Below are 24,747 nucleotides of genomic sequence, written 5' to 3' on the forward strand. Positions count from 1 at the left end.
CGGGGCTTTTTTTTGGGGTGACGTTTTTCCCCAACGTGTCCAGGTCAGTGGCGCCCTGTGGACGCGTTGGCGCCCCACGCCTGCCGGGATGACCGCCTCGCGCGCCTCTGACCGTGCGCCACCAGCCCTGGCCATCCATGCGGTCGGTAGCCATTGCGCCAGCCGGCCGGGATTGGGCATCCTGCCTGTATGCCTTCCCCCAAACGATCGATCCATGTCGTGGCCGGCGTCATCACCGACGTCCGTGGCCGCATCCTGCTCAACCGCCGTACCGAGAACAGCGATATGGCCGGCCTGTGGGAGTTCCCTGGCGGCAAGCGCGAGCCGGGCGAGACCTCCGAGCAGGCGCTGGTCCGCGAGCTTCGCGAAGAGCTGGGCATCGAGGCCGAGGTCGGCGCCTGGCTGATGGATGTCCCGCAGGTCTATCCGGACAAGCATCTGCGGCTGGAAGTGCGGCACATCCGCAGTTGGAAGGGCTCCCCGCGCGGCCGTGAAGGCCAGGCCATCACCTGGGTGACCCCGGACAAGCTGTCGCGGTACTCGATGCCCCCGGCCGACCTGCCTGTGGTGGCCGCCCTGCGCCATCCCGACCGCTATCTGGTCACCCCGGAACCCGCTGGCGAGCACGACCATCCGCACTGGCTGCAGCGGCTGGGTGCAGCGTTGGATGCCGGCGTGCGCCGCGTGCATCTGCGCACCCCCGACAGCCCCGCCCGGGCCGCGCTGGCCGAGGCGGCGATCCGGGCCCACGGCAACCGGGCGCAGTGGCTGCTCAACCGCGACATCGCGTTGGCCGGGCGGCTGGGGGTGGGCGTGCACCTGGGCAGCGAGCAGCTCCTGCAGCTGGACGCCCGTCCGCTGCCGGCCGGGCAGCTGGTGGGAGCCTCCTGCCACGACCTGACGCAGCTGCAGGCCGCACAGCGGCTCGGCTGCGACTTCGCGGTGCTGGGGCCGGTGCAGGCCACCCCCAGCCACCCTGGCGCGACACCATTGGGATGGGAGGCCTTCGAGGCCTTGCGGGCGCAGGTCTCGCTGCCGCTGTACGCGCTCGGCGGCCTGGCCCCGGCCGATATCGCCGAGTCGCGTCGCCACGGCGCCCAGGGCATCGCCGCCATCCGCAGCCTGTGGCCTACAGTGTGATCCAGAAACAGCCGTACTGACGCCGTAGCCCGAACACCGTGCGGGCCGGCGTGACCGAGTTGGCCAGGGTCTGCTCCAGGCGCAGGCCGATCGGGCGCGGGCGCGCGACCGGCGCGGGCAGCGGGTCGGTGCTGCCGGGAACCGTGAGGCTGGCCGGCGCTACGTCCACCGCATCGGGGTACACCGGCGCGATATCGATCAACGGGCGCTGCACCACCGTCTCCAGCCGTCCGATGATGTGGTTGGCGGTGGCGTCGGACACGTTGTTCCACAGGTAGATCGAGGACAGCCGGTTGACGTCGCGGGTGCTCACCGCATCGCGGATCTGCCCGGTCAGTTCGCTCAGCCGCCGCGCGCAGCCGGCGCGGAACATGCCGGTGTTGCCGACCTGCGGCACGCGCGCCGGCATTCGTGTGGTGGCACCCAGCGCATCGCAGCTGCGGTCGGTGAACACGGTGTCGCCCTGCGCGGTGGTGCAGCGGTTCACGCGCGACGCCTGTGCCCCGGCCGGCGTGGGGAGGCAGGGCAGGCACGCAAGCAGCAGGAGCACGGTCGTTCGCATCGCTGCAGCGTAGCGGCCGCGCCGTTATCTGCAAGCGATTGAGCGCCGTCGCTCAGCCGCGCAGCAGTTTCAGCACCTGGGTGGTGGGCTTGGCCAGATTGAGGGTGTAGAAGTGCAGGCCCGGCGCGCCGCCGGCCACCAGCCGCTCGCACAGGCTGGCGACCACCTCGGCACCGAAGGCGCGCACCGACTCGGCGTCATCGCCGTAAGCCTGCATGCGCTTGCCGATCCAGCGTGGGATTTCCGCGCCGCACTGTTCGGAGAACCGGCGCAGCTGGCTGAAATTGGAGATCGGCATGATGCCCGGCACGATCGGCACGCTCACCCCCAGCCTGCGTACCGCGTCCACGAAGTGGAAGTAGGCATCGGCATTGAAGAAGTACTGGGTGATCGCCGCATCGGCGCCGGCATCGATCTTGGCCTTGAAGTGCTTCAGGTCCAGCAGCGCGTCGTTGGCCTGCGGGTGCGTTTCGGGGTAGGCGCCGACCTCGATGCGGAACGCGTCGCCATGCTCGGCGCGGATGAAGCTGATCAGCTCGGCGGCATAGCGCAGGTCACCGGGGTGGCCCATGCCCGACGGCAGATCACCGCGCAGTGCGACGATGCGGCGGCAGCCGATGGCACGGTACAGCTTGAGCAGTTCGCGGATCTCCTCGCGGCTGCCGCCGACGCAGGACAGGTGCGGGGCCGCCTCGAAGCCGTGGTGCTGGTTGAGGTGGCGCACCGTCTCGGAGGTATAGCTGAGGGTCGAGCCGCCGGCGCCGAACGTACACGAGACGTACTCGGGCGCGAATGCCTTCAGCCTGCTCGCGGTACGGTCGAGCTGGGCGCGCTGCTCGTCGGTCTTGGGCGGGTAGAACTCGAAGCTGATGGCAGTCATGGGCGGGCGCGGCGACGGGGGTGATGCAATCATATCTCTTCATCGCGATGAAAGTGAAGTGAACGCCATGCGCCTTGCACAGGGTCCGGCTTACAGTGGCGGCACTGTCCAGGAGTACCCGCCATGCAGATTCTCATTACCGGTGGCACCGGCTTCATCGGCCGCCGCCTGTGCGCGCGGCTGCTGGCCGACGGTCACACGCCCATCGTGCTGACCCGCCGGCCCGGCCGCACCCCGCAGCCGGGCATCCACAGCGTCGGCACGCTGGCCGAGGTCGGCCCGGTCCAGGCGGTGGTCAACCTTGCCGGTGAGCCGCTGATGGACGAACGCTGGAGCGAGGCGCGCAAGCAGGCGCTGCATGACTCCCGGATCGGAACCACACAGGCATTGCTGGCCTGGATGGCGGCGCTGCCGGAGCGGCCGCAGGTACTGGTGTCGGGGTCGGCGATCGGCTGGTACGGCCCGCGCGACAGTACGCCGCTGGACGAAACCGCGTCGCCGGGCCACGACTTCGCGGCGATGCTGTGTCGCCAGTGGGAAGCCGAAGCGTTGAAGGCCGAGGCCCTGGGAGTGCGCACCTGCGTGCTGCGGACCGGCATCGTGCTCGAACGCGAGGGCGGGGCGCTGCAGAAAATGCTGCCGCCGTTCCGGATGGGGCTCGGTGGACCGATGGGCGATGGCCGGCAGTGGATGAGCTGGATCCATCGTGAGGACCTGGTCGGCATGATCCTGTGGCTGCTCGCCAACGGGCGGGCACGGGGGGCCTACAACGGCACCGCGCCGGGCACGGTCACCAACCGCACCTTCGCCACCACGCTGGGCGAGGTCCTGCAGCGTCCCGCGCGGCTGACCACCCCGGCGTTCGCGCTGCGGCTGGCCTTCGGCGAACGGGCCGGCCTGCTGCTGACCGGCCAGAACGTACAGCCCGCGCATGCGCTGGCCGAGGGCTTCACCTTCCAGCATCCGTCGCTCGCAGGCGCACTGCAGGCAATCCTGGGTGCGCCGGACGATTGAGCCGTGCCGCGTCATCGGTCCCCCGCGACCGCTCACCCGCCGTCTGCGGCCGCTGCTCATCTCACCGCCCCCGCCCGCGTCGACCCGCGCCACGCTGTGTACTCACCCAGCAGGAGCCTGCCATGTCGACCGAACGCCACCGCCCCCTCCGCTCCCTCGCTCCGTGGATCGCGCTCGCGCTGACGGCGTGGGCCGTCCTGGCCCCCCCGGTCCACCCAGCGCCCGCGCGCTTCCAGGATCTGCAGGTCGAGGTGATCGGCAGCGGCCGCCCGGTGCTGATGATCCCCGGCCTCAACAGTGGGGCCGAGGTGTGGCGCGATACCTGCGCCGCACTGCAGCCGCAGGTGCAGTGCCATCTGGTGCAGCTGCCCGGTTTTGCCGGAGCGCCGCCGGTGGCCAGCGATGACTTTCTCGTGGCGATGCGCGACCGGCTGCTGGCTTATGCCGCCGCACAGCGGCTGGAGCATCCGGCGGTGATCGGCCACAGCCTGGGCGGTGTGGTGGCCCTGCAGATGGCGATCGAGGCGCCGGACCGGGTCGGGCCATTGGTGATCGTCGATGCCTTGCCCTATCTTGACGCCGTCCGCGATCCGGCCGCGACCCCGGCGCTGCGCAGAGCCGCCGCCGCCCAGGAACGCAGCACCCTGATGGCGGTCGAGGACGCCGCGTACCGCGCCAGCACCGACCGCTTCCTGGCCAGCATGACCCGCTCACCCGAGCACCTGGCCACGCTGCAGCAGTGGGGGCGCGACAGCGACCGGGCCACCACCGCCAATGCGATGTACTCAATGAGCATGACCGATCTGCGCGAGCCGATCGCCGCGATCACCGCGCCGGTGCTGGTGCTCGGTGCGTGGGCGGCCTACCAGCCGTACGGCGCCACGCTCGCGTCCACCCGTGCAACCTTCGCCGGGCAGTACGCACGTCTGCCGTCGGCGCGCATCGAGATGAGCGCCGACGGCTACCACTTCCTGATGTGGGATGATCCGCGCTGGCTGCAGGCACAGGTGCGTCGCTTCCTCGACCTGCCTGCACGCCACTGATCGCCCACGCGGAGAGCTCGACCGGCATGCAGGCAACAGGCGACAACGCGTTCTGGTGGCGCAATGCGGCGGTATGGCTGACCTATCTGGCCGTCTGCACGATGCTCGGCATCGGCTATGTCGGCCAGTGGTCGGGCATGCTGCTGATCTCGGCCAGTGTGGGCGTGGGGCTGTTCCTCGCCAGCGCGGCGATCCGGTTCCATGCGCTGCGCGCCGGCTGGCTGCAGCACGACGCGCTGGCCTTGGGCTGGCGCCTGCTGCTGGCAGTGGTGATCGGCAGCACGCTGGTCCAGGTGGGCACTGCCCTGCTGCTGTTGCCTGCACTGCAGCTGGACTGGGTACGCCTGCCCGGTCAGCGGGCCGATTACCGGCCGTTCGCGCTGTTCGGCTACTGGCTCAACAGCGCGGTGATGCTTGCGGCGTGGTGCGCGCTGTGGGCCGGTCGTCGTGCCCTGCTGCGCGCCCGCGACAGCGAAATGGCGCAGCTGCGGGCAGAGGCCCAGCGGGTCACGCTGGAGCACCAGGCACTGCGCGCCCGGCTCAATCCCCATTTCGTCTTCAATGCACTCAACAACCTGCGTGCATTGATCCATGAAGATCCGGTGCGCGCGCGCGACATGGTGACCCACCTGTCGGGCACCTTGCGCCACGCACTGACCCACACCGACGCTGGGTGGGTCGCGTTGGCGGAGGAATGGCGGGTGGTCCAGGACTATCTGGCGGTGGAGGCAATCCATTACGAAGCGCGTCTGCGCGTGCGGGTCGATATCGAGACCGCGGCGCTGGCCGCGCGCCTGCCGCCGATGGCGCTGCAGCTGCTGGTGGAAAACGCGATCAAGCACGGCATCGCGGTGACCTGTGGCGGTGGAGATCTGCAGATTGCCGCGCGCCTGGTCGCTGGACAGCTGCACCTGCAGGTACGCAACCCGGTGGGTACCGCTCCGCCCGGTGAAGGACATGGTGTTGGCCTGGCCTACCTGCGTGCGCAGCTGGGCATTGGCGATGGTCAGGCAACATCGGCACAGGGGCGGTTGCAGCTGCTGCGCGAGGGCGATGCCATGCTGGCGCAGCTGGAGGTACGGCAGTGACCGCGCCGTTGCGGGTGCTGGTGGTGGACGATGCGCGGCTGGCGCGGCTGGAACTGCGCACGCTGCTGGCCGGGATCGAGGGCGTGCAGTGGGTGGGTGACGCGGACGACGTACCCGCCGCGCGCGAGGCGATCGCCCGGCTGCATCCGGACCTGGTGCTGCTGGACGTGCAGATGCCGACCGGCAGCGGGTTCGATGTCCTGGAGGGCATCGAGGCCCTTCCTCTGGTGGTGTTCGTCACCGCGTACGACCACTACGCGGTGCGGGCGTTCGAGCGTGATGCGCTGGATTACCTGGTCAAACCGGTCGACGCGACGCGGCTGCAGTCCGCCGTGGCGCGGGCGCAGGCACGGCTGGCGCGTGTCGATGCAGCGGCCGCCGCACCCCGCGATCGGCTGGGTGTGGACGACCAGGTCTTCCTGCGCGACGGCGAGCGCTGCTGGTTCGTGGCCCTGGGCGAGATCCGCCGGATCGTGGTGGACGGCAACTACGCGCGCCTCTGGTTCCGCGACCAGAACGCCGTGCTGGCGCGCAGCCTCACCACGCTGGAAGCACGCATGGACCCGGCGCTGTTCTTCCGCGCCAATCGCACTACGCTGGTCAACCTGAGGCGCATCCGCGCGGTGGAGCCCAGCATCGGCGATGGCTACGATCTGGTGCTCGACGACGGCAGCCAGGTCGAGGTATCGCGCCGGCAGGCGCGCGAACTGCGTGAGCGGATGGCACTGTAGGGGAGGACGTCGCGCTAACCTAAGCGCAGTTTCTCCGCCGAACACATCATGTCCATCGTCCTCACCGAATTCGCCCGACCCCGCCTGTTCCCGCGCGTGCCGCGGGCCAACACCATCCAGGACTGCAGCGCCGAGCAGTTCCAGGCGCACCTCAACGCGCATGCGCCACTGAAGGTGCTGGACGGCTATGCGCCGTTCTGCAAGCTGCATGTGTACGAGAACTGGACCAGTACGCGCTGTCTCACGGTGCCGATCACCGACGCCAACCGCCACCAGCTGCATAGCGCCTACGAGGCACGCAACCGCGACGAGCTGCCGGTGCTGGTGCGCTGGTTCGAGGGCGTGGAATCGCCCCGCGCCAACTACCTGGTGGTGATCCTGTACAGCGCCGCGCAACTGGCCAGGGAAGGATCGCCCATCGACGCGGACTGGGGCATCGTCGGCTGCATCTACACCGCCGAGCCGGAGGAGGTGCCGATGGCGCCGATCACCATGATGCGCAATGCGCTGGGGGTGGAAGAGGGCGGCTCGGGCGTGCCGCTGGACCGGGAGGCCTATGCACGCGCGGTGGCATTCTGGGACTGCAATGCCAACTGGCGTCCATGAGCTGCCGGGTGTGAAGCAGTGCCTGTCGCCGGGCTGGCTATCATGGCGACAGGCACAGACAGGGAGCGCAGACAATGCAGGCACGGATGACGGGCGCGATCGCGCTGGGAGCAATGGCCGTGGCGATGTGCGTGCCGGTGCAGGCAGCCGGCGTCAACCGCAGTGGCCCGTGCGGCGGATTGACGGACCTGGCGCCCATCCAGGACGCCCAGGTGAACCGCCTGGTCGCGCAGCCGCAGGCCGGGCAGTGTGTCATCCGCATCGAGGCGGACACGGCATCCGCCCTGGAACGCCAGCAACGCATGCTCGAGGCGATCGCACAGATCGCCTGCAAGGGCGCAGTGACGCTGAAGCCGGACCCGCAGGTCGGGCTGGCAGCAGAGGCGACGCTGCCGGCGCGCTGCGCACTGCCTGCCGGCAAGCCGCTGTTGCCGACGGGAGAGCGGTTCTGGGGCCGGCTGCACAACATGTCCTTCCGCTATCCGGCGCAGGCGCAGCGCGATGGACTGCAGGGCCGGACCGTGCTCAGAACACTTGTCGATGGCACCGGACGGGTGAGGGCGGCCGTGCTGGCGACGTCCAGCGGCCATGAGGTTCTCGATGAGGCGGCGGTGGCGCAGACGGCGCCCTGGCGGTTCGAACCGACCCGGCCCGGTCTCGCGGCGCCGGGCATGAGCGTGATGCCCGGTACCGTGACCTACAACCTGGAGTAGCGCCCGCCTACGCAGGTGGACGTGGGGTCCATTCCCACCACGGCGCGTGGTACTCGCGGTCGGTGCAGCGCCATCCCCGCCCGCATACAGTGCAGGTGGCGTCCAGCGTATCGCCCCAGCCGCCGTCGGCCACGCCGGTGGCGAGGGGCAGCACGTGGCCGCTGGCGACTTCGCGGCCGGGCTGATAATGCATCCAGTGCGGATACAGCTGGCACAGGCATCCACTGCCGTCACGCCAGTGGCGCAGCTTGCGCAGCACGAAGTCCAGTTCGTAGTGTTCGCGGATCCACCTGGGGTCTGTGGTGTAGCGCGCCCGGGCGGCCTCCACGTAGGGCAACTGTGCAACCAGGTCGTCCAGCACACCCGCATCGCGGGTGAGGGCGACGGTGGCGGCCGCCGTGCGCAACCGGCCGTAATCGCCACTGCCCAGCGCCTGCAGCAGGGCAGTGCCTGGGCGACCTTCCTGCAGCGTCGGCAGGGACGCCCCCATCAGGCGCTCGAACAGGCGTCCGATCATGCCGATCTGCCGATCGGTGCATACGCGCCGTGGGTGAGCTGCAGCAGGTCGGCCGGGGCCAGGGCCACTTCCAGACCACGGCGTCCGGCGCTGACGTGCACGGTGGGCAGCGCCGCCGCGCTGGCGTCCACGAAGCTGCGCAGCCGCTTCTTCTGCCCCAGCGGGCTGATCCCGCCCACCAGATAGCCAGTGGCGCGCTGCGCCTCGTCGACCTTGGCCATCCCGCACTTGCGGCAACCGGCTGCCTCGGCCAGCGCCTTCAGATCGAGCGTGCCGCTGACAGGCACGATCGCCACCAGCAGTTCGTGTGTGTCGGTACTGGCGAGCAGGGTCTTGAACACCTGGGCGGGGTCCAGCCCGAGCTGCTGTACCGCTTCGCCACCGTAGGAGTCGGCCGTGGGGTCATGCGTGTAGGACAGCACGCGGTGGGCGATGCCAAGCTTCTTGAGCAGGTTGATGGCCGGGGTCATGGCAGTTCCTTGGAGCCGGGTGCCCGTGCATCGTAGCGGTGCTGCGGGGGTGTTGGCTTGACCGAGGCTATCGGGGAAGGCGAGACAAAAAAAACGGGCACCTTGCGGCGCCCGTTTCGTTTCAATGCAACTGGACCGGCAGGCCGATCAGTAGCGGTAATGATCCGGCTTGAACGGACCTTCCACCGGCACGCCGATGTAGTCGGCCTGTTCCTGGGTGAGGGTGGTCAGCTTCACGCCGATCTTCTCCAGGTGCAGGCGGGCCACTTCTTCGTCCAGGTGCTTGGGCAGCAGGTACACCTTCTTCTCGTAGCGGTCCTTGTTCGCCCACAGGTCGATCTGGGCGAGGGTCTGGTTGGCGAACGAGTTGGACATCACAAAGCTCGGGTGGCCGGTGGCGCAGCCCAGGTTCACCAGGCGGCCCTCAGCCAGCAGGAAGATCGCGTTGCCGTTGGGGAACACGTACTTGTCCACCTGCGGCTTGATGTTGATCTGCTGCACGCCCGGGTAGCTGACCAGCGCGTCGACCTGGATCTCGTTGTCGAAGTGGCCGATGTTGCAGACGATGGCCTGGTCCTTCATCGCGCTCAGGTGCTCGATGCGGATGATGTCCTTGTTGCCGGTCGTGGTGACGTACAGATCGGCACGGCCCAGGGTGGATTCGATGGTGTTGACCTCGAAGCCTTCCATCGCGGCCTGCAGGGCGCAGATCGGATCGATCTCGGTGACCACCACGCGGGCGCCGTAGGCGCGCAGCGAGGCGGCACAGCCCTTGCCCACGTCGCCGTAGCCGCACACCACGGCGACCTTGCCGGCCAGCATCACGTCCATCGCGCGCTTGAGCCCGTCGGCCAGCGACTCGCGGCAGCCGTACAGATTGTCGAACTTGCTCTTGGTGACCGAGTCGTTGACGTTGATCGCCGGGATCAGCAGGGTGCCGGCCTGGGCCAGCTGGTACAGGCGGTGCACGCCGGTGGTGGTCTCTTCGGAGACGCCCTTCCAGTCCTTGACCACACGGCCCCAGTAACCCGGGCGCTCCTTGGCCACGCGCTTGAGCAGGTTCTTGATGACCTGTTCTTCGTGCGAGGCGGCCTTCTCGTCGACCCAGGTGCTGCCGTTTTCGAGTTCATACCCCTTGTGGATCAGCAGGGTGACGTCGCCGCCGTCGTCCACCACCAGCTCCGGGCCGGTCAGGGTGCCGTCGGGCAGGGTGAAGGTCAGCGCGTCCAGGGTGCAGTCCCAGTACTCTTCCAGCGACTCGCCCTTCCAGGCGAACACCGGCGTGCCGGACTTGGCGATCGCCGCGGCGGCATGGTCCTGGGTGGAGAAGATGTTGCACGAGGCCCAGCGCACGTCGGCGCCGATGTCCTTCAGCGTTTCGATCAGCACGGCGGTCTGGATGGTCATGTGCAGCGAGCCGGTCACGCGCACGCCCTTCAGCGGCAGGGTGGCGGCGTGCTTGCGGCGGATCGACATCAGGCCCGGCATTTCGTGCTCGGCGATATCCAGTTCCTTGCGGCCCCAATCGGCCAGCGAGATATCGGCGACCTTGTAGTCGCCTTCGGTCGAGAAGGTCTTGGCAACAGCGTTCATTCGTAAGCTCCGGTAGTTGCGGGTCCGAGGGGACTCGCATTCGCCGGGCGCCGTTGGAACCAATCCTGGCCACCGAGCCTGGCCGGCCGGACAGGGTCCGGCACGGTCGCAGCGCCCCTCGGTGGAGGGTCGCCCATTATATCGCGGCAGGGGCGGTCGGCATGAATCGGTCCCGGCCCCCAACCATCGGCAGGGGGGCGATCGGCGCGCGGCTGTTAAGGTCCAAGGTTTGCACCAACATAGGGATCGAAGATGACACGCAATGATCGCCAGCGCCGCGCGCGCTGGGGCAGCCTGATCGTGGGCATGGCACTGCTTGCGGTGGCCCCGTTGGGTCTGGCCGCGCCCGCTGCCCAGACCCACACCCAGCAGGTGGCGGCCGCCAAGGGCGAGCAGGGCTACGAGCTGCCGTCGGCCGCCCTGCAGGCCGTGGTGGACGCACCGCGTGCGCCGACCCTGAGCCTGTCGCCGCGCCGCGACATCGCGGCCATGCTGCAGACCCCGCCGCTGCCCTCGATCAGCGTTGTCGCCCAGCCCGAACTGAAGCTGGCCGGCCTGCGCATCAACCCGGCCACGCATTCGTCCAGCCGCTTCAGCTTCGGCGACAAGCTGTGGCTGCTGAACGTGGCCGATGGCAGGGAGCGCCAGATCAGCGGCCTGCCGCAGCCGTTGTCGATCGCCACGCTGGCGTGGTCGCCGGACCAGAAGTACCTGGCGTTCAACCAGGTGCACGCCCCCACCGGTGCCAATGAACTGTGGATCGTGGATGTCGCGGCCGGGTCGGCGCGACGCCTGCTTGCCGATCTCAACACGGTGATGGGCGATGGTTACAGCTGGCTGCCCGACAGCCGCGGCCTGCTGGTGATGCAGCAGCTCAAGGGCCAGGGCCCCGCACCGGCCGCCGGCGGCATCCCGACCGGCCCGGCGATCCAGCAGACCGATGCGGATGCGGGCGTGCGCTCGATCCGTACCTACCAGGACCTGCTGAAGAACGAGGCCGATGCGCGCCTGTTCGATTACTACGCCAGCGCGCAGCCGGCACGCGTGGCCCTCAACGGCGAGGCCGCACCGCTGTCCACCGCCGGGGTGTACCTGGATGTGAGCGTGTCGCCGGATGGGCGTCACCTGCTCGCCGAGCGCGTGCTGCGCCCGTACTCCTATCTGGTGCCGGCCGACGATTTCGCCCGCCGCATCGAAGTGCTGTCCGCGCAGGACGGCTCGCTGCAGCACACCGTCAGCACCCCGCCGCTGGTGGAAGGCCTGCCGACCGGCAACGACGCCGTGCCGACCGGTGTGCGCAGCATCAGCTGGCGCGCCGACGCACCGGCCACCCTGGTCTGGGCCGAGGCCCAGGACGGCGGCGATCCGGCTCGCGAGGCCAAGGTGCGCGACGCGGTGCTGATGCAGGCCGCGCCGTTCGACAGGCCGCCGGTCACCGTGGCGCAGCTGGGCAGCCGCTATGCCGGCATCCAGTGGGGCCGTGGTGATCTGGCGCTGCTCAATGAATCGTGGTGGAAGAGCCGCGAGGTGAAGCAGTGGCGGATCGCGCCGGACCAGCCGGACAAGGCGCCGGAACTGCTGTCGGCCCGGTCTTCGCAGGACCGCTACAACGACCCGGGTCGCCCGGCGATGGTGCGCGACGTCAACGGGCGCGCGCGCCTGCAGGTCAGTGCCGATGGCCGCAGCATCTTCCTGATCGGGCAGGGCGCATCGCCGGAAGGCGACCGTCCGTTCGTTGATCGTCTGGACCTGGAGAGCCGGCAGACCACCCGTCTGTTCCACTCGCAGGCGCCGTCCTATGCGTTGCCGCAGGCGCTGCTCGACCAGGAAGGCACCTCGCTGCTGCTGACCCGCGAATCGCCTGACGAGCCGTCCAACTTCTACGTGCAGTCGCTGTCCGATGCCAGCGCCGCGCCGCGCGCGTTGACCCGCTTCCAGCACCCGCTGCCGCAGCTGCGTGGGGTGAGCAAGGAGCAGATCCGCTACAAGCGCAACGATGGCGTGGACCTTACCGCGACGCTGATGCTGCCGCCGGGCTACAACGCGAAGAAGGACGGCCCGCTGCCCTTGCTGATGTGGGCCTACCCGGGCGAGTTCAAAACCGCCGCGGCTGCCAGCCAGGTCACCGATTCGCCGTATCGCTTCAACGCGATCAGCTACTGGGGCCCGCAGGCGTTCCTGGCCAAGGGCTATGCGGTGCTGGTCAGCCCGTCGATGCCGATCATCGGCGAAGGTGACAAGGAACCCAACGACACCTACCTGCCGCAGCTGATCGCCAACGCCGAAGCAGCGGTGGATGAAGTGGTGCGCCGTGGCGTGACCGATCGCGATCACATCGCCATCGGCGGCCATTCCTACGGCGCGTTCATGACCGCCAACCTGCTCGCGCACACGCGCCTGTTCAAGGCCGGCATCGCCCGCAGTGGCGCCTACAACCGCACGCTGACCCCGTTCGGTTTCCAGGCCGAGGAGCGCAACTACTGGCAGGCGCAGGACGTCTACCAGAAGATGTCGCCGTTCAACTACGCCGACAGGATCAAGGATCCGATCCTCTTCATCCACGGCGTGGACGACAACAACTCCGGCACGTTCCCGATCCAGAGCGAGCGCATGTTCGCCGCAGTGAAGGGCCTGGGCGGCGACGCACGGTTGGTGATGCTGCCGAACGAATCGCACGCTTACCGCGCGCGCGAATCGATCATGACCATGCTGGCCGAGAGCGAGCGTTGGCTGGAAAAGACCATCGGGCCGGGCAAGCCGATCAAGAAGAAGCGCTGACGCCACGGGCAACGGCCGCCGGCCGGTATGGAGCCCGAGGGCAACGCACCGGCCGGTGAATGAAACACAGGTTCACGGGAGGTGCCGGCCGCTGGCCGGCACTACCAGATGAAACCATTGTTCTGCGGTAGGCTGGATCGGATTCCGTTCCCGAGGCCAGTGCGTCGCAGATGAACGAGTACCGCAGCAGCATCGTATTTGCCACTCCCGATATTCCCCTGCGCGATGACGTACGCCGGCTTGGCGCACTGGTCGGCGACCTGCTCGCCGAGCAGGTCTCCACGCAGTTCTACGAGGACGTGGAACAGGTGCGCACGCGCGCCATCGCCCGGCGCGAGAGCGACGCCCCCCTGTCCGACCTCAACGATGCACTGACCGGCCTGCCGCCAGAGCGCGCCGAAGCGATGGTCCGGGCGTTCAGCACCTACTTCCAGGTGGTCAACATCGCCGAGCGCGTGCACCGCATCCGCCGCCGTCGCGATTACCAGCGCGCCGGCACCGCCGCCCCGCAGCCGGATGGCCTGCAGGACGCGCTGCAGAAACTCAAGGCGCAGGGCGTGACCCTGGCCGAACTGGCGCAGTGGCTGCCACGCATCGACATCGAACCGGTGTTCACCGCGCATCCCACCGAAGCGGTTCGCCGCGCGCTGCTGGAAAAAGAGCAGCTGATGGTCGCCAGCCTGGTCGACAACCTGGATGGCCAACGCACGCCGGGCGAAGCCGCCGCCGATGCCGCACGCTTCCGCATGGCGCTGACCGCCTCGTGGCAGACCACCGATTCCTCGCCAGTACGCCCGACCGTGGAGGACGAGCGCGAGCATGTCGGGTTCTATCTGGTGCAGGTGCTGTACCGGGTCATCCCGGTGCTGTACGAATCGCTGCAGCAGGCGTTGCTCGATACCTACGGCGAGGACCTGCCGCTGCCCCGCCTGCTGCGTTTCGGCACCTGGGTGGGCGGCGACATGGACGGCAACCCGAACGTGGATGCCGGCACCATCCGCGCCACGCTCGATGCGCAGCGCCAGGCGGTGCTGGGGCGCTATCAGAAGGACCTGCTGCAGTTGGCCAGCCTGCTCAGCCAGTCCACCGAACGGGTGGCGGTCAGCGATGCGCTGCAGGCACGGGTGGCGCACTACCGGGAACTGCTGCCGCAGGTCACCTCGCGTCCGCGTCATGCCGACATGCCCTATCGCCTGCTCAATGACCGCATGCGCGCCCGCGTGCAGGCCACCCTCGATGACGCCACAGGTGCGTATGCCTCACCGCAGGCGCTGGAAGACGACCTCACGCTGATCCTGGACAGCCTGCACGCGAACAAGGGCGACCATGCCGGCGGCTTCGCGGTGCGCCGCCTGCTGTGGCGCGTGCGCACCTTCGGCTTCCATCTGGCGCGGCTGGATGTGCGCCAGGAATCGAGCGTGCATGGCCGCGCGCTGGCCAGCGTGCTGGATGGGCAGGAGGCCTGGGACGCCGCCGACGCGGTAGCCCGTGCGGCGCGGCTGGCACCGTTCGCCAGCGGTGAGCAGGCGCTGCCGGCCAGTACCGACGACGGCGGCGCACGCCTGGACGCGGTGTTCGCCGCGTTGGCCGACGCACGCCATCGGCACGGTACCGATGCGCTGGGCAGCTACATCATCTCGATGGCGCACGACCGCAGCGATGTGTTGGCGGTACTGGCGCTGGCGCGGCGCGGCGGTCTGGTGGATGACGCCGGGGCGGTACCGCTCGACATCGCGCCGTTGTTTGAAACGGTCGATGATCTCAAGCGCGGCACCGATACCCTGCGGGACCTGCTGGCCGACCCGGTGTACCGCGCGCACCTGACCGCCCGCGGCGATGTGCAGATGGTGATGCTGGGCTACTCCGACAGCGGCAAGGACGGCGGCATCGCTGCCTCGCGCTGGGGGCTGCAGCGTGCGCAGGTGGAGCTGCTGGAGGTGGCGGCCGACAGCGGCATCCGGCTGACCTTCTTCCACGGTCGCGGCGGGTCGATCAGCCGCGGCGGCGGCAAGACCACCCACGCGGTGGACGCCTCGCCGCGCGGCAGCATCGACGGCCGCCTGCGCGTGACCGAGCAGGGCGAAGTGATCCATCGCAAGTACGGCATCCGCGCGCTGGCGCTGCGTTCGCTGGAGCAGTCCACCGGGGCGGTGCTGCGGTCCAGCCTGCGTCCGCGTGCGCCGGAACCGCGCGAGGCGCAGTGGCGGCCGGTGATGGACCTGGTGGCGGCCAGGAGTGCCGAGGCCTACCGCGCCTTCGTTGGCCAGAAGAATTTCATGCAGTACTTCCGCCAGGCCACGCCGATCGATGTGATCGAACGGATGACGCTGGGCTCGCGCCCGTCGCGGCGGCTGGGCGAGGACGCGGCGCTGTCCAACCTGCGTGCGATTCCGTGGGTCTTCGCCTGGAGCCAGGCGCGGGCGGTGATTCCGGGGTGGTATGGCGTGGGCAGTGGCCTGCAGGCGGCGATCGATGCCGGGCACGAGGCCACGCTGCAGGAGATGGCGCGTGACTGGCCGTTCTTCAGTACCTTCCTGGACGACATCGCGATGGTGCTGTCCAAGGGCGACATCACCATCGCCGAGCAGTTCTCGCGGTTGTCCGGCCCGCTGCACGGGGTGTTCTTCCCGCAGATCCAGCGCGAGCTGGCGCTGACCGGGTCGCTGATCCTGGCGCTGACCGGACAGGACGAACTGCTGCAGCACGACCAGCGCCTGGCGCTGTCGATCCGCCTGCGCAACCCCTACGTTGATCCCATCAGCGTGCTGCAGGTGGACCTGCTGCGTCGCTGGCGCGACAGCGGCGGTGAAGACGACGATGTGCTGCGCGCGCTGGTGGCGTGCGTCAACGGCGTGTCGCAGGGCGTGCAGAACACCGGGTAGGCGAAAGCAGCGCCGGAGGCTACGAATGGCTGGGCGGGTTGGACGCCAGCAGTTCCAGATGGCGCTGTTCCATTTCCTCGCGCAGCTGGCGGCGGATCAGCGCGGCCGCATGGCGACGGCGCTCGTCGCTGGTTTCCAGCTGCAGCGGCGGCACCGGGGTCGGTCTGCCCTCGTCGTCCACCGCCACCATCGTGAAGAAGCAGCTGTTGGCGTGGCGCACGCTGCGCTTGAGGATGTCTTCGGCCACCACTTTCACCCCGATCTCCATCGAGGAGGTGCCCGTGTAGTTCACCGAGGCCAGGAAGGTGACCAGCTCGCCCACCGCGATCGGCTGGCGGAACATCACCTGGTCCACCGACAGGGTCACCACGTAGCGGCCGGCATAGCGGCTGGCGCAGGCGTAGGCGACCTGGTCGAGCAGGCGCAGCACCGCGCCACCGTGGACCTTGCCGGAGAAGTTGGCCATCTCCGGGGACATCAGCACGGTCATCGACAGCTGGTTGGATTTGAATTCGGTGGTCATTGGCCGATTGTAGCCGGCGATCGGACGCCTGAAACGACGATGGGCCGCTTTCGCGGCCCGTCGTTTGAGGGGCAGCCGACCAACGGTCGGCTCCACCCGCAGGAAGTGGGCCGCGTTGGCGGCCCATTTCTTACTTCAGCTTCGCATCCGCGCGCAGGGCGGCGGCGCGATCGGTCTTCTCCCAGGAGAAGGCGGTCGCGTTGACCAGCTCACCGGCACCGTCGGTGTAGCTGAATTCCTTCGGCTTGCGGCCGAAGTGGCCGTAGGCGGCGGTCTGCTGGTACATCGGGTGGATCAGGTCCAGCATCTTGATGATGCCGTACGGGCGCAGATCGAAGTGCTTGCGGATCAGCTTCTCGATCTTGTCGTCGCTGATCTTGCCGGTGCCGAAGGTGGTGACCGAGATCGAGGTCGGCTCGGCCACGCCGATGGCGTAGGAGACCTGCACTTCGCAACGGTCGGCCAGGCCGGCAGCCACGACGTTCTTGGCGACGTAGCGGGCAGCGTAGGCGGCCGAACGGTCAACCTTGGACGGATCCTTGCCCGAGAAGGCGCCACCACCGTGACGGGCCCAGCCGCCGTAGGTGTCGACGATGATCTTGCGGCCGGTCAGGCCGCAGTCGCCCACCGGGCCGCCGATCTCGAACTTGCCGGTCGGGTTGATGTGGAACTTGGTGCCCTTGTGCAGCCACTTGGCCGGCAGCACCGGCTTGATGATCTCTTCGCGGACGGCCTCGATCAGGTCCTTCTGCTTGACGCCCGGGGCGTGCTGGGTCGACAGGACAACCGCGTCGATGGCCGAAACCACGCCGTTTTCATAGCGCAGGGTGACCTGGCTCTTGGCGTCCGGACGCAGCCAGGACAGCGGCGAGTTCTTCTTCTTGCGGACCTTGGCCTGCTGCTCAACCAGACGGTGCGACAGGTGGATCGCGGCCGGCATGTAGCTGTCGGTTTCGTTGGTGGCATAGCCGAACATCAGGCCCTGGTCGCCGGCGCCCATTTCTTCGGGCTTCTTGCGATCCACGCCCTGCGCGATGTGCGGGGACTGCTTGCCGATCAGGTTCAGCACGCCACAGGTGGCGCCGTCGAAGCCCACGTCGGAGCTGTCGTAGCCGATGTCCAGGATCACCTTGCGGGTCAGGGCTTCCAGATCGATCCAGGCGCTGGTGGTGATTTCACCGGCCACGATCGCCACGCCGGTCTTGACCATCGTCTCGCACGCCACGCGGGCGCGCTTGTCCTGGGTCAGGATCGCGTCCAGCACCGCATCGGAGATCTGGTCGGCAATCTTGTCCGGATGGCCTTCGGAGACCGATTCGGAGGTGAACAGGTAGCTGGACATCAGGCGTAATATCCTTTGATTCGGATGGAAAGATGGGCGCGAATGATACACGGCAAGTCGCGCTGATGCATTGTGCGCCAGCCGGAGTTGCCCGAGGTTAAGCCGGTGTGCCCGTCGCAGGGCCCGCTGTGACGCCATTGGGGCCCAGCGTCACCGCCCAGTGTTCCACCAGCGTGACAAATCCACGGCCCTGCACGTGCCGGCCGTCATCGATCTGCCGCCAAACCGCCATCACGCTGCCTTCGTTGCGGGCCACGCTCTCGGCCAATCCGGCCGCCGGGCATGAGTGAGCACGCCATGCAGCAGTTCGAGCAGCGCCTCCAGGAGCGGTATCCACAGTGGTTCCACGGCCCTCGGGCCCGTCTGGCCAGGCCGCTGCTGCGCAGCGTGGGGCGCTGGTCGCAGTTGAACCGGATCGAGGCGTTCCTGCAGCGCAGCGCCGGCCTGCGCGGTTTTGGCTTCGTCAGTGCCGGCCTGGACTTCCTGGGCGGCCGCTATCGGGTTGAGGACGTCGAGCTCGCACGGATTCCCGCCACCGGCCCGCTGCTGATCGTGGCCAACCACCCCTCCGGTGCGCTGGACGCGCTGGCCCTGCTGGACGCGGTCGGGCGCATCCGGCACGACGTACGGATCGTGGCCAACGATCTGCTGGCTGCCATCGAGCCCCTGCAGGACCTGCTGCTGCCGGTCCGCATCCTTGGCGGCACGGCGAAGCGACCGAGCGTGCAGGCGGTGGGGCAGTCGCTGGCGGCGGGCCAGTGCGTGATCGTGTTTCCGGCCGGGGAAGTATCGCGGCTGTCGTTGCGCGGGATCCGCGATGGCCGCTGGCAGCGCGGCTTCGTGCGCTTGGCACGGGACGCGGCGGCCCCGGTGCTGCCGATCCGGGTGGACGCGCGCAATTCGGCCCTGTTCTATGGCGTGTCCACCGTGTTCAAACCGGCTGCAACGCTGCTGCTGGCGCGGGAGATGTTCGCCCATCGCGGCCGGCCGCTGCGCCTGCGCATCGGCACGCCCATGCAGCTGGGGCAGGGCGACACCCGCAGCGAACTGCTGGCGGTGCGACGTGCGTTGTACGCGCTGGGGCGGCAGGCTGAGGCCACGCCGGCCGGTGGTGCCGGCCCCGAGCCGCTCGCCGCACCGGTCGCGCCCTCGCGGGTGGCCGCCGCGATCGCCGCGGCCGAGGTGCTCGGGCAGACCGCCGATGGCAAGCAGATCCTGCTGGCCCGCTGCAGCACCGGGTGCGCGCTGCTGCTGGAGCTGGGACGACTGCGCGAGCTGACGTTCCGCCGGGTCGGCGAAGGCACCGGCCGCAGCAGCGACCTGGATGCCTTCGACCTGGACTACCAGCACATCGTGATCTGGGACGGTGCCGCGCAGCGCATCGCCGGGGCCTACCGGATCATGCGCGGCGCCCAGGCCCTCGCGCAGCGCGGCCTGGCCGGGCTCTACAGCGCGTCGCTGTTCCGCTACTCCGACGACGCCATCCCCCGCATCGCCGAAGGACTCGAACTGGGCCGCAGCTTCGTGGTGCCCGACTACTGGGGCAGCCGCAGCCTGGACTACCTGTGGCAGGGCATCGGCGCGTATCTGCAGCGCCGGCCCGGCATCCGCTACCTGTTCGGCGCGGTCTCGATCAGCGCCGCGCTGCCGCAGGACGCCCGCGAGCAGCTGGTGGCGTACTACCAGCGCTACTTCGGTGGCGAGGCGGGGCTGGTGGCCTCCCACCGGCCGTTCCAGTACTTCGCCGCGCCGCCGTGCTTTGGTGACCTGGATGCGACGGCCGCGTTCGACGTGCTCAAGGCCAATCTGGCTGCGCTCGGCACCGGCGTGCCAACCCTCTACCGCCAGTACACCGAGCTGGCCGAACCCGGCGGCGCGCGCTTCCTGGCCTTCGGCGTCGATCCGGACTTCAGCGATTCGATCGACGGCCTGATCGAAGTGGATCTGCACGCGATCCGCCCGCACAAGCGCAAACGCTACCTGCGCCAGGCGGGGCTGCCGGCATGAAGGCACTGACGCGCCTGCCACCCCACCGGCGCGCGGTATTTCTCTCCGACGTGCACCTGGGCTCGCGCCATTGCCACGCCACCGAGCTGGCGCGGTTCCTGGCCGAGCTGCGCTGCGAGCGGCTGTACCTGGTGGGCGACATCATCGACCTGTGGTGGATGGCGCACCGGCGGGCGAGCTGGCGGCCCGCCCACAGCGACGTGATCCAGGCGCTGCACGCGCTGCGCGGTGCCGGCACGGAGATCATCTACATTCCGGGCAACCACGACGCGTCGCTGCGCCGTGCGTGCGGGCTGATGCTGCCGGCCATGCAGGTCCGCCGGCGGGTGATCCACGTCACCGCCGACGGGCGCCGGCTGCTGGTGGTCCACGGCGACGATTACGATGGCATCACCCACTTCGGCGGTCTGCAGGAACGGTTTGGCGACTGGCTCTACTACCGCATCCTCACCGGCAACCATCTGCTCAATGCCGTCCGGCGGCGGTTGGGACGACGCTACTGGTCGCTGTCGGACTTTCTCAAGAAGCGCAGCGGCGCCGCCGAGCGCTACATCGAACGCTTCGTGCAGGCCGGGTTGGATGACGTGCGCCGGCGCGGGCTGGATGGCATCGTCTGCGGACACATCCACCGCGCCGCGCTGGTCGAGCGCGACGGGCTGGTGTACGCCAACGATGGCGACTGGGTGGAAAGTCTGACCGCGCTGGTCGAGGACCCCGACGGCAGCCTGCGGTTGCTGGACCACCAGGGAAACATGCTGGTGGAGCTGGCCGCCACAGCGCGGTTGCCGAAGGCCGCCTGAGCGCGCGGCATCGCGCGTGTCCGGCTGCTAGCATCGGCCGATGGACTCCTTAAGCCAGATCGTACTGGGCGGCGCCGTCGCCGCCGCCATCGCCCCGGCCGGCCACCGCCGCGCCGCCCTGCTTGCCGGTGCCGCCCTGGGCACCCTGCCGGACCTGGATGCACTGCTGCTGGCGGCGACCGCCGCCGACCCGGTGGCACTGATGACCGAGCACCGCAGCTACAGCCACTCGCTGCTGGTGCTGCCGTGGGTGGCGGCGCTGATATGGTGGGGCTTCAAACGGTTCGGCAAGGGGCGGGTGGCCGAGGCACCGGGACGCTGGTTCTGGGCCATCCTGCTGGCGCTGATCACGCATCCGCTGCTGGATGCGTTCACCGTCTATGGCACCCAGCTGTGGTGGCCGTTCACCCCGCCGCCGACCATGTGGTCCAGCGTTTTCATCATCGATCCCGGCTATACGGTGTGGCTGCTGATCGGCTGTACGGTGGCATGGTTCGCCCGCGCGCGGCCGCTGGCGCAGCGCGCGCTGGTGGCCGGGCTGGTTCTCAGCAGCGGCTATCTGGGCTGGTCGCTGCTGGCCAAGCACACGGTGGACCGCGAGGCCGACCGCGCGCTGGCCGCGATGGGCCTGGCCGACGCCCCCCGGTTCTCGGTGGCGATGCCATTCAACACCCTGCTCTGGCAGGTGGTGGCGATGACCCCCAACGGCTATGTGATCGGCGAGCGTTCGCTGGTCGCCGACCGTGGCCCGATGGTTTTCCACGGCCATCCGTCCAACGTGCAGGCGCTGCGCCAGGCGGCGGCTCTGCCGGCCGTGGCGCGGCTGCAATGGTTCAACCGCGGCTTCATGCGCGCCCGGGTGGTGGACGGCGAACTGCAGCTCAGCGACCTGCGCATGGGCCTGGAGCCGGACTACACGTTCACCTTCGCGGTGGCGCGGACCGAGGGCGACGGCTGGGCGGCAATCACGCCGCGACAGCTGCGGCCGGCGTATGAAGGGAAGGAGGGCAGGGCGAGGGTGGAGCGGCGGTTCGCGTCGATGTGGCAACGCATCTGGCGCACACCGACCGCGACCGGCGTCATCGCCCCGAAGGCAGGCTGGCAGGAGGCACCGTGAGCGAACGTTTCAGCATGGAGATCAACGGCACGCGCTACACCCGGCTGGCCGATGTGCCACCGGAGTACCGCGCGCTGCTGGTGCAGTTGACCCCGGCAGCGTCAACCACGCCGCCGGCGGCACCGCTGCGCGAACTGCTGCAGAAGGCCAGGGCGCAGCCCGATCGCGGGCGCCAGCAGCAGGTGCTGCTGGAGGCGCTGCGCAGCGTCGACCCCGAACGCGCGCAGCGCATGGAACACACGCTGTCCGAGCGCAATCCGCGCCGGGGGACGGGTACGCTGGAGGTGGGCAGCACGCCGACACCGCGCCCGCGTGAAGGCGCGCGCATCCAGAGCGTGGGCACCACCGTGGCGGCCGGCGATCGCGGTGGCATGGCGATCTGGGCGCTGCTGGCGGGGGTGGTGGTGCTCAGCCTGGTCGGCTGGCTGCTGTCCGCGTAGCGGCCGCGGCCGTCAGTACACCGTGGCGCGGGCCTGCACGAAGGAAAAGAAGAACACTGCGTTGGGGTCGTTCTGCACCAGGCTGAACTCGCGGCGCATGCCGTCCACGGTGTCCTGGTCGACCAGGCCGGCCTCCAGCAGCGGGCCGGCTGCCGACAGCAGCAGCTGCTCCCAGAACGCGATCATGGTCTTGCGACGGGCCGGCTCGCGGTTGTCCAGGTGGATGGTCTTGATCTCGGTGTGGACGTCGCGGAAGCCGCCGGCCAGCAGCAGGTTGCCCAGCTTGGCGCCGACAAACGGGTCGCCGCCGTGGTCGTACTGGAAGTCGTTGAAGGCCATCCAGTAACGCCAGATGTGCGGCGAGTACGGATCGAGCAGGAACGAGGCGTTCATCACTTCGGTCACGTACACCGGCGAGCCCGGTACCAGCACGCGGCGCACTTCATTGAGCACCCGCGCCGGCGAGGGGACGTGTTCGAGCACCCAGCACAGGAAGGCGGCGTCGAACTCGCGCGGGCCGAACGGCAGGTTGCCGGCGTCGGCCTGCAGCAGCGCGTAGCGTTCGCTGCACCACGGCGTGCGGGCCAGGTTGGTGGCGGCGGTGGACAGTTGCGCCTCGCTCAGATCCACACCGGTGACGTGCAGCTCCGGGAAACGCCGCAGCAGGATCTCGGTCTGCGCGCCGACGCCGCTGCCCACTTCCAGCAGGCGCCTGGCGCCACCGTAATCGATGCCGCTGAAAATGCTCGATTCAAACAGGCGCGACTGGGTGACCAGCCGCTGCTGTTCGGTGTCGGAGAAGCCGTGGAGGTAGGTCGGTGCGGTGATCGGCGGGGTCATGGCGGCAGGCTCAGGCGGCAGACGACACCGGCTCGCCGGCGGCGAGGGCATCGAAGTAGTCGGTGGTCAGGGCGATCTGGCTGGCGGCATCCTCGGCGCGGTTGACCACCGCGCGGAAGGCGGCGTTCTCCGGCCGGTCCTTGGCGTACCAGCCCAGGTGCTTGCGCGCGATGCGCACGCCCTGCGGCTCGCCATAGAAGTCGTGCAGCGCCTGCAGGTGGCCCAGCAGAATGTCGCGGACTTCGTCCAGGGTCGGTGGCGGCAACAGGGTGCCGGTGGCCAGGAAATGGGCGACCTCGCGGAAGATCCACGGACGGCCCTGGGCGGCGCGGCCGATCATCACCGCGTCCACGCCGGTCTGGGCCAGCACCTGCGCGGCCTTCTGCGGCGAATCGATGTCGCCGTTGGCCAGCACCGGAATGCGCAGCGCGGCCTTGATCGCCGCGATGGTCTCGTACTCGGCGCTGCCGGTGTAGTGCTGGTCGCGGGTGCGCCCGTGCACCGCCAGCGCAGCGATGCCGCTGTCCTCGGCGATGTGTGCGATCAGCGGACCATTGCGGTGGTCGCAGTCCCAGCCGGTGCGGATCTTCAACGTGACCGGTACGTCCACCGCCTCGACCACGGCGGTGAGGATGCGCGCCACCAGCGCCTCATCGCGCATCAGCGCCGAGCCGGCCCAGGCATTGCACACCTTCTTGGCCGGACAGCCCATGTTGATGTCGATGATCTGTGCGCCGTGGTCCACGTTGTAACGCGCCGCGTCGGCCAGCTGCTGCGGCTCGGTGCCGGCGATCTGCACGCTGATCGGGTCCGGCTCGCCGGCGTGGTCCATACGGTGGAGCGACTTGCGGGTGGTCCAGAAACGCGGGTCGGAGATGGTCATTTCCGAGGCGGCCAAGCCCGCACCCAGCCGTTTGCACAGCAGGCGGAACGGCTTGTCGGTGACACCGGCCATCGGCGCCAGCACCACGTTGGGCCGGATGTTGTAGGGGCCAATCTGCATGCACGCATTGTAGTGCCGGCCGCCGGCCGGCAACCACGCACCGGACCGCGATCCGGGCCAGTGTTAAGGCCGATCCGGAAGGCCCTGATGCGCTCCGGTCATGAGCATATGCTTGACGATTGCTTCCGCCGCCCCCAGCGCGGCGGGATGGTGGGCGGTTGGCAGGGGGTTACAGCCGCGTCCAGACCTGCACGCTGCCGGCCAGATGGAGACCGGCCAGCGTCAGGCAGGCCGCCGAGCTGGTGTACCAGAAACGGGCGCCGTTGCAGCCGGGGCGCACCCGTCCGATCAGCAGCCCGGCCAGCCCGCGCACGCCGAGGACCGCGATGATCAGCACCAGGACTTCCTGACGGCCGGGGAGCACCGGCAGCCAGCCCGCGGCCGAGAGGGCGTAGGCCGTCCATAGCGCCAGCACCGCGGTGATGGCGGTGGTGATTGCCGTGGGGAAGGGATGGCCGGCGCGGGACAGCCGCACCATCCGTTCGCCCGCGCCAAAGAACGCGTACCAGCGCGCGCCGAAGATGATGCAGCCGATGTGCAGCAGCACCGCGAGCGCGGTGCCTGCGGCCGCCAGCAGCAGCCAGGGGGTGTCATCCATGCAGACGCGATCCATGAGGCAGGCCACGATGGTCGATCCGGCCTGCCGGACGGTCAATGC

23 protein-coding genes and 1 riboswitch are annotated in these 24,747 nt (G+C 69.1%); of the genes, 13 read left to right on the forward strand and 10 right to left on the reverse strand.

Features of this window, described 5'->3' with window-relative positions; all coding sequences use genetic code 11:
* Positions 1–189: 189 nt before the first annotated feature.
* Positions 190–1,140, forward strand: coding sequence for a Nudix family hydrolase (locus tag ACPEH8_RS18145; protein ID WP_153164899.1), 951 nt, complete (start codon positions 190–192; stop codon positions 1,138–1,140).
* Here ACPEH8_RS18145 and ACPEH8_RS18150 read toward each other — a convergent pair.
* Positions 1,130–1,702 (reverse strand): hypothetical protein, encoded by a 573-nt coding sequence (locus ACPEH8_RS18150; RefSeq protein ID WP_423667730.1) that lies wholly within the window; start codon positions 1,700–1,702, stop codon positions 1,130–1,132. The two genes, ACPEH8_RS18145 and ACPEH8_RS18150, sit on opposite strands and share 11 nt — an antisense overlap.
* 52 nt (positions 1,703–1,754) lie before the next feature.
* Positions 1,755–2,582, reverse strand: a complete 828-nt coding sequence (metF, locus tag ACPEH8_RS18155; RefSeq protein ID WP_017355284.1) for a methylenetetrahydrofolate reductase [NAD(P)H] — start codon at positions 2,580–2,582, stop codon at positions 1,755–1,757.
* A 123-nt stretch (positions 2,583–2,705) separates the two neighbouring features.
* On the opposite strand from metF, the gene ACPEH8_RS18160 reads away from it, so the two are divergent.
* The 6 genes from ACPEH8_RS18160 (at position 2,706) to ACPEH8_RS18185 (ending at position 7,777) form a co-directional block, all read left to right on the forward strand.
* Positions 2,706–3,596 (forward strand): TIGR01777 family oxidoreductase, encoded by an 891-nt coding sequence (locus ACPEH8_RS18160; RefSeq protein WP_423667733.1) that lies wholly within the window; start codon positions 2,706–2,708, stop codon positions 3,594–3,596.
* 122 nt (positions 3,597–3,718) lie between these two features.
* A complete protein-coding gene (locus tag ACPEH8_RS18165; protein WP_423667736.1) occupies positions 3,719–4,639 on the forward strand; it encodes an alpha/beta fold hydrolase in 921 nt (306 codons plus the stop codon).
* A gap of 26 nt (positions 4,640–4,665) precedes the next feature.
* Positions 4,666–5,727 carry a sensor histidine kinase gene (locus tag ACPEH8_RS18170; RefSeq protein WP_423667739.1) on the forward strand — a complete coding sequence of 354 codons (1,062 nt, stop codon included), beginning with the start codon at positions 4,666–4,668 and terminating at the stop codon, positions 5,725–5,727.
* Positions 5,724–6,458 (forward strand): LytR/AlgR family response regulator transcription factor, encoded by a 735-nt coding sequence (locus tag ACPEH8_RS18175; protein ID WP_017355280.1) that lies wholly within the window; start codon positions 5,724–5,726, stop codon positions 6,456–6,458. Before ACPEH8_RS18170 ends, ACPEH8_RS18175 begins: the two co-directional genes overlap by 4 nt.
* 48 nt (positions 6,459–6,506) lie before the next feature.
* Positions 6,507–7,064, forward strand: coding sequence for a DUF3228 family protein (locus ACPEH8_RS18180; RefSeq protein ID WP_017355279.1), 558 nt, complete (start codon positions 6,507–6,509; stop codon positions 7,062–7,064).
* Between the two features lie 86 nt (positions 7,065–7,150).
* Positions 7,151–7,777, forward strand: a complete 627-nt coding sequence (locus ACPEH8_RS18185; RefSeq protein WP_051008577.1) for an energy transducer TonB — start codon at positions 7,151–7,153, stop codon at positions 7,775–7,777.
* 7 nt (positions 7,778–7,784) lie between these two features.
* Here ACPEH8_RS18185 and ACPEH8_RS18190 read toward each other — a convergent pair whose 3' ends face one another.
* From ACPEH8_RS18190 to ahcY, 3 genes are all read right to left on the reverse strand, one after another.
* Positions 7,785–8,294, reverse strand: a complete 510-nt coding sequence (locus tag ACPEH8_RS18190; RefSeq protein ID WP_017355277.1) for a hypothetical protein — start codon at positions 8,292–8,294, stop codon at positions 7,785–7,787.
* A complete protein-coding gene (ybaK, locus tag ACPEH8_RS18195; protein ID WP_017355276.1) occupies positions 8,291–8,764 on the reverse strand; it encodes a Cys-tRNA(Pro) deacylase in 474 nt (157 codons plus the stop codon). The genes ACPEH8_RS18190 and ybaK overlap by 4 nt, the downstream gene beginning before the upstream one ends.
* 147 nt (positions 8,765–8,911) lie before the next feature.
* Positions 8,912–10,357: an adenosylhomocysteinase gene (gene ahcY, locus ACPEH8_RS18200; RefSeq protein WP_017355275.1), complete on the reverse strand. Its 1,446-nt coding sequence runs from the start codon at positions 10,355–10,357 to the stop codon at positions 8,912–8,914.
* A gap of 38 nt (positions 10,358–10,395) precedes the next feature.
* Positions 10,396–10,483: riboswitch (S-adenosyl-L-homocysteine riboswitch) on the reverse strand.
* A 126-nt stretch (positions 10,484–10,609) separates the two neighbouring features.
* Here ahcY and ACPEH8_RS18205 point away from each other — a divergent pair.
* Both ACPEH8_RS18205 and ppc read left to right on the forward strand, forming a co-directional pair.
* On the forward strand, positions 10,610–13,135 hold the full coding sequence (locus ACPEH8_RS18205) for a S9 family peptidase (RefSeq protein WP_313160516.1): 2,526 nt from the start codon (positions 10,610–10,612) through the stop codon (positions 13,133–13,135).
* 170 nt (positions 13,136–13,305) lie between these two features.
* Positions 13,306–16,017 (forward strand): phosphoenolpyruvate carboxylase, encoded by a 2,712-nt coding sequence (gene ppc, locus ACPEH8_RS18210; RefSeq protein WP_423667742.1) that lies wholly within the window; start codon positions 13,306–13,308, stop codon positions 16,015–16,017.
* Positions 16,018–16,036: 19 nt separating this feature from the next.
* On the opposite strand, the gene ACPEH8_RS18215 is transcribed toward ppc, so the two are convergent.
* A complete protein-coding gene (locus ACPEH8_RS18215; protein WP_017355271.1) occupies positions 16,037–16,540 on the reverse strand; it encodes an acyl-CoA thioesterase in 504 nt (167 codons plus the stop codon).
* A gap of 130 nt (positions 16,541–16,670) precedes the next feature.
* Positions 16,671–17,882 carry a methionine adenosyltransferase gene (gene metK / locus ACPEH8_RS18220; protein WP_017355270.1) on the reverse strand — a complete coding sequence of 404 codons (1,212 nt, stop codon included), beginning with the start codon at positions 17,880–17,882 and terminating at the stop codon, positions 16,671–16,673.
* A 297-nt stretch (positions 17,883–18,179) separates the two neighbouring features.
* On the opposite strand from metK, the gene ACPEH8_RS18225 reads away from it, so the two are divergent.
* The 4 genes from ACPEH8_RS18225 to ACPEH8_RS18240 are packed head-to-tail and all read left to right on the forward strand — an operon-like array spanning position 18,180 to position 22,246.
* Positions 18,180–19,889 (forward strand): lysophospholipid acyltransferase family protein, encoded by a 1,710-nt coding sequence (locus ACPEH8_RS18225; protein WP_423667791.1) that lies wholly within the window; start codon positions 18,180–18,182, stop codon positions 19,887–19,889.
* Positions 19,886–20,689 carry a UDP-2,3-diacylglucosamine diphosphatase gene (locus ACPEH8_RS18230; protein WP_136003698.1) on the forward strand — a complete coding sequence of 268 codons (804 nt, stop codon included), beginning with the start codon at positions 19,886–19,888 and terminating at the stop codon, positions 20,687–20,689. The genes ACPEH8_RS18225 and ACPEH8_RS18230 overlap by 4 nt, the downstream gene beginning before the upstream one ends.
* A 40-nt stretch (positions 20,690–20,729) precedes the next feature.
* Entirely contained in the window at positions 20,730–21,806 is a 1,077-nt protein-coding gene (locus ACPEH8_RS18235; RefSeq protein WP_017356138.1) for a metal-dependent hydrolase, read from the forward strand.
* Positions 21,803–22,246: a hypothetical protein gene (locus ACPEH8_RS18240; RefSeq protein ID WP_423667745.1), complete on the forward strand. Its 444-nt coding sequence runs from the start codon at positions 21,803–21,805 to the stop codon at positions 22,244–22,246. Before ACPEH8_RS18235 ends, ACPEH8_RS18240 begins: the two co-directional genes overlap by 4 nt.
* Before the next feature lie 12 nt (positions 22,247–22,258).
* Here ACPEH8_RS18240 and ACPEH8_RS18245 read toward each other — a convergent pair whose 3' ends face one another.
* The 3 genes from ACPEH8_RS18245 to ACPEH8_RS18255 form a co-directional block, all read right to left on the reverse strand.
* Positions 22,259–23,086: a methyltransferase domain-containing protein gene (locus ACPEH8_RS18245; protein ID WP_017356136.1), complete on the reverse strand. Its 828-nt coding sequence runs from the start codon at positions 23,084–23,086 to the stop codon at positions 22,259–22,261.
* 10 nt (positions 23,087–23,096) lie between these two features.
* On the reverse strand, positions 23,097–24,089 hold the full coding sequence (dusB, locus tag ACPEH8_RS18250; protein WP_037591248.1) for a tRNA dihydrouridine synthase DusB: 993 nt from the start codon (positions 24,087–24,089) through the stop codon (positions 23,097–23,099).
* 169 nt (positions 24,090–24,258) lie between these two features.
* Entirely contained in the window at positions 24,259–24,687 is a 429-nt protein-coding gene (locus tag ACPEH8_RS18255) for a hypothetical protein (protein ID WP_037591666.1), read from the reverse strand.
* Between the last annotated feature and the right edge of the window lie 60 nt (positions 24,688–24,747).

The organism is Stenotrophomonas sp. NPDC077461 (genome assembly GCF_049545475.1).
Lineage (GTDB): Bacteria > Pseudomonadota > Gammaproteobacteria > Xanthomonadales > Xanthomonadaceae > Stenotrophomonas > Stenotrophomonas nematodicola.

What these genes read in the sequence shown, in the direction of transcription:
- ACPEH8_RS18145 (WP_153164899.1), top strand. Translation starts at nt 190, where the DNA reads ATGCCTTCCCCCAAACGATCGATCCATGTCGTGGCCGGCGTCATCACC.
- ACPEH8_RS18150 (WP_423667730.1), bottom strand. Translation starts at nt 1,702, where the DNA reads ATGCGAACGACCGTGCTCCTGCTGCTTGCGTGCCTGCCCTGCCTCCCC.
- metF (WP_017355284.1), bottom strand. Translation starts at nt 2,582, where the DNA reads ATGACTGCCATCAGCTTCGAGTTCTACCCGCCCAAGACCGACGAGCAG.
- ACPEH8_RS18160 (WP_423667733.1), top strand. Translation starts at nt 2,706, where the DNA reads ATGCAGATTCTCATTACCGGTGGCACCGGCTTCATCGGCCGCCGCCTG.
- ACPEH8_RS18165 (WP_423667736.1), top strand. Translation starts at nt 3,719, where the DNA reads ATGTCGACCGAACGCCACCGCCCCCTCCGCTCCCTCGCTCCGTGGATC.
- ACPEH8_RS18170 (WP_423667739.1), top strand. Translation starts at nt 4,666, where the DNA reads ATGCAGGCAACAGGCGACAACGCGTTCTGGTGGCGCAATGCGGCGGTA.
- ACPEH8_RS18180 (WP_017355279.1), top strand. Translation starts at nt 6,507, where the DNA reads ATGTCCATCGTCCTCACCGAATTCGCCCGACCCCGCCTGTTCCCGCGC.
- ACPEH8_RS18185 (WP_051008577.1), top strand. Translation starts at nt 7,151, where the DNA reads ATGACGGGCGCGATCGCGCTGGGAGCAATGGCCGTGGCGATGTGCGTG.
- ACPEH8_RS18190 (WP_017355277.1), bottom strand. Translation starts at nt 8,294, where the DNA reads ATGATCGGACGCCTGTTCGAGCGCCTGATGGGGGCGTCCCTGCCGACG.
- ybaK (WP_017355276.1), bottom strand. Translation starts at nt 8,764, where the DNA reads ATGACCCCGGCCATCAACCTGCTCAAGAAGCTTGGCATCGCCCACCGC.
- ahcY (WP_017355275.1), bottom strand. Translation starts at nt 10,357, where the DNA reads ATGAACGCTGTTGCCAAGACCTTCTCGACCGAAGGCGACTACAAGGTC.
- ACPEH8_RS18205 (WP_313160516.1), top strand. Translation starts at nt 10,610, where the DNA reads ATGACACGCAATGATCGCCAGCGCCGCGCGCGCTGGGGCAGCCTGATC.
- ppc (WP_423667742.1), top strand. Translation starts at nt 13,306, where the DNA reads ATGAACGAGTACCGCAGCAGCATCGTATTTGCCACTCCCGATATTCCC.
- ACPEH8_RS18215 (WP_017355271.1), bottom strand. Translation starts at nt 16,540, where the DNA reads ATGACCACCGAATTCAAATCCAACCAGCTGTCGATGACCGTGCTGATG.
- metK (WP_017355270.1), bottom strand. Translation starts at nt 17,882, where the DNA reads ATGTCCAGCTACCTGTTCACCTCCGAATCGGTCTCCGAAGGCCATCCG.
- ACPEH8_RS18225 (WP_423667791.1), top strand. Translation starts at nt 18,180, where the DNA reads ATGCAGCAGTTCGAGCAGCGCCTCCAGGAGCGGTATCCACAGTGGTTC.
- ACPEH8_RS18230 (WP_136003698.1), top strand. Translation starts at nt 19,886, where the DNA reads ATGAAGGCACTGACGCGCCTGCCACCCCACCGGCGCGCGGTATTTCTC.
- ACPEH8_RS18235 (WP_017356138.1), top strand. Translation starts at nt 20,730, where the DNA reads ATGGACTCCTTAAGCCAGATCGTACTGGGCGGCGCCGTCGCCGCCGCC.
- ACPEH8_RS18245 (WP_017356136.1), bottom strand. Translation starts at nt 23,086, where the DNA reads ATGACCCCGCCGATCACCGCACCGACCTACCTCCACGGCTTCTCCGAC.
- dusB (WP_037591248.1), bottom strand. Translation starts at nt 24,089, where the DNA reads ATGCAGATTGGCCCCTACAACATCCGGCCCAACGTGGTGCTGGCGCCG.
- ACPEH8_RS18255 (WP_037591666.1), bottom strand. Translation starts at nt 24,687, where the DNA reads ATGGATGACACCCCCTGGCTGCTGCTGGCGGCCGCAGGCACCGCGCTC.